2 rRNA genes are annotated in these 3,327 nt (G+C 51.2%); both read right to left on the minus strand.

The features are described 5' to 3' along the window. Positions 1-3: 3 nt before the first annotated feature. Positions 4-119, minus strand: a 5S ribosomal RNA gene (gene rrf, locus NTD85_RS22535). Between the two features lie 155 nt (positions 120-274). Then, positions 275-3,166, minus strand: a 23S ribosomal RNA gene (locus NTD85_RS22540). Between the last annotated feature and the right edge of the window lie 161 nt (positions 3,167-3,327).

Consider the following 3,327-nt stretch of genomic DNA (forward strand, 5'->3'; position numbering starts at 1 on the left):
TAATCTTGACGATGACCTACTCTCACATGGGGAAACCCCACACTACCATCGGCGATGCATCGTTTCACTTCTGAGTTCGGGATGGGATCAGGTGGTTCCAACGCTCTATGGTCGTCAAGAAATTCGGGTACTGACTCGTGACCTGTTGGCCTCGCTTCAGCAAATCGGGTATGTGATACAGGTGTTTTGTGAGCATCGCGAACTTTCGGTTCATTGCGTCTTCACACACCGCAATCTGATGCTCTTTCGAGTAGTCAAATTGCTTGGGTGTTATATGGTCAAGCCTCACGGGCAATTAGTATTGGTTAGCTCAACGCCTCACAGCGCTTACACACCCAACCTATCAACGTCGTAGTCTTCGACGGCCCTTCAGGGAACTCAAGGTTCCAGTGAGATCTCATCTTGAGGCAAGTTTCCCGCTTAGATGCTTTCAGCGGTTATCTTTCCCGAACATAGCTACCCGGCAATGCCACTGGCGTGACAACCGGAACACCAGAGGTTCGTCCACTCCGGTCCTCTCGTACTAGGAGCAGCCCCTCTCAAATCTCAAACGTCCACGGCAGATAGGGACCGAACTGTCTCACGACGTTCTAAACCCAGCTCGCGTACCACTTTAAATGGCGAACAGCCATACCCTTGGGACCGGCTTCAGCCCCAGGATGTGATGAGCCGACATCGAGGTGCCAAACACCGCCGTCGATATGAACTCTTGGGCGGTATCAGCCTGTTATCCCCGGAGTACCTTTTATCCGTTGAGCGATGGCCCTTCCATACAGAACCACCGGATCACTAAGACCTACTTTCGTACCTGCTCGACGTGTCTGTCTCGCAGTCAAGCGCGCTTTTGCCTTTATACTCTACGACCGATTTCCGACCGGTCTGAGCGCACCTTCGTACTCCTCCGTTACTCTTTAGGAGGAGACCGCCCCAGTCAAACTACCCACCATACACTGTCCTCGATCCGGATAACGGACCTGAGTTAGAACCTCAAAGTTGCCAGGGTGGTATTTCAAGGATGGCTCCACGCGAACTGGCGTCCACGCTTCAAAGCCTCCCACCTATCCTACACAAGCAAATTCAAAGTCCAGTGCAAAGCTATAGTAAAGGTTCACGGGGTCTTTCCGTCTAGCCGCGGATACACTGCATCTTCACAGCGATTTCAATTTCACTGAGTCTCGGGTGGAGACAGCGCCGCCATCGTTACGCCATTCGTGCAGGTCGGAACTTACCCGACAAGGAATTTCGCTACCTTAGGACCGTTATAGTTACGGCCGCCGTTTACCGGGGCTTCGATCAAGAGCTTCGCGTTAGCTAACCCCATCAATTAACCTTCCGGCACCGGGCAGGCGTCACACCCTATACGTCCACTTTCGTGTTTGCAGAGTGCTGTGTTTTTAATAAACAGTCGCAGCGGCCTGGTATCTTCGACCGGCATGAGCTTACGGAGCAAGTCCTTCACCCTCACCGGCGCACCTTCTCCCGAAGTTACGGTGCCATTTTGCCTAGTTCCTTCACCCGAGTTCTCTCAAGCGCCTTGGTATTCTCTACCCAACCACCTGTGTCGGTTTGGGGTACGGTTCCTGGTTACCTGAAGCTTAGAAGCTTTTCTTGGAAGCATGGCATCAACCACTTCGTCACCCAAAGGGTAACTCGTCATCAGCTCTCGGCCTTAAGATCCCGGATTTACCTAAGATCTCAGCCTACCACCTTAAACTTGGACAACCAACGCCAAGCTGGCCTAGCCTTCTCCGTCCCTCCATCGCAATAACCAGAAGTACAGGAATATTAACCTGTTTTCCATCGACTACGCTTTTCAGCCTCGCCTTAGGGACCGACTAACCCTGCGTCGATTAACGTTGCGCAGGAAACCTTGGTCTTTCGGCGTGGGTGTTTTTCACACCCATTGTCGTTACTCATGTCAGCATTCGCACTTCTGATACCTCCAGCAAGCTTCTCAACTCACCTTCACAGGCTTACAGAACGCTCCTCTACCGCATCACTTGCGTGATACCCGTAGCTTCGGTGTATGGTTTGAGCCCCGTTACATCTTCCGCGCAGGCCGACTCGACTAGTGAGCTATTACGCTTTCTTTAAAGGGTGGCTGCTTCTAAGCCAACCTCCTAGCTGTCTAAGCCTTCCCACATCGTTTCCCACTTAACCATAACTTTGGGACCTTAGCTGACGGTCTGGGTTGTTTCCCTTTTCACGACGGACGTTAGCACCCGCCGTGTGTCTCCCATGCTCGGCACTTGTAGGTATTCGGAGTTTGCATCGGTTTGGTAAGTCGGGATGACCCCCTAGCCGAAACAGTGCTCTACCCCCTACAGTGATACATGAGGCGCTACCTAAATAGCTTTCGAGGAGAACCAGCTATCTCCGAGCTTGATTAGCCTTTCACTCCGATCCACAGGTCATCCGCTAACTTTTCAACGGTAGTCGGTTCGGTCCTCCAGTCAGTGTTACCTAACCTTCAACCTGCCCATGGATAGATCGCCCGGTTTCGGGTCTATTCCCAGCGACTAGACGCCCTATTAAGACTCGCTTTCGCTACGCCTCCCCTATTCGGTTAAGCTCGCCACTGAAAATAAGTCGCTGACCCATTATACAAAAGGTACGCAGTCACCCAACAAAGTGGGCTCCCACTGCTTGTACGCATACGGTTTCAGGATCTATTTCACTCCCCTCTCCGGGGTTCTTTTCGCCTTTCCCTCACGGTACTAGTTCACTATCGGTCAGTCAGTAGTATTTAGCCTTGGAGGATGGTCCCCCCATATTCAGACAAAGTTTCTCGTGCTCCGTCCTACTCGATTTCATGACTAAGAGATTTTCGCGTACAGGGCTATCACCCACTATGGCCGCACTTTCCAGAGCGTTCCGCTAATCTCAAAGCCACTTAAGGGCTAGTCCCCGTTCGCTCGCCACTACTAAGGGAATCTCGGTTGATTTCTTTTCCTCAGGGTACTTAGATGTTTCAGTTCCCCTGGTTCGCCTCTTGCACCTATGTATTCAGTACAAGATAACCATCTTATGATGGCTGGGTTCCCCCATTCAGACATCTCCGGATCAAAGTCTGTTTGCCGACTCCCCGAAGCTTTTCGCAGGCTACCACGTCTTTCATCGCCTCTGACTGCCAAGGCATCCACCGTATGCGCTTCTTCACTTGACCATATAACCCCAAGCAATCTGGTTATACTGTGAAGACGACATTCGCCGAAAATTCGCAAAACTCTTAAGAGTCACTCACAAATTTTACCTTAGCCTGATCCGTTACCAGTGAAAGTAACGTTCAGTCTATCTTTCTATCACATACCCAAATTTTTAAAGAAC

The sequence above is a fragment of the Pseudomonas sp. 13B_3.2_Bac1 genome (genome assembly GCF_025466205.1).
Classification (GTDB): Bacteria; Pseudomonadota; Gammaproteobacteria; order Pseudomonadales; family Pseudomonadaceae; genus Aquipseudomonas; species Aquipseudomonas fluorescens_H.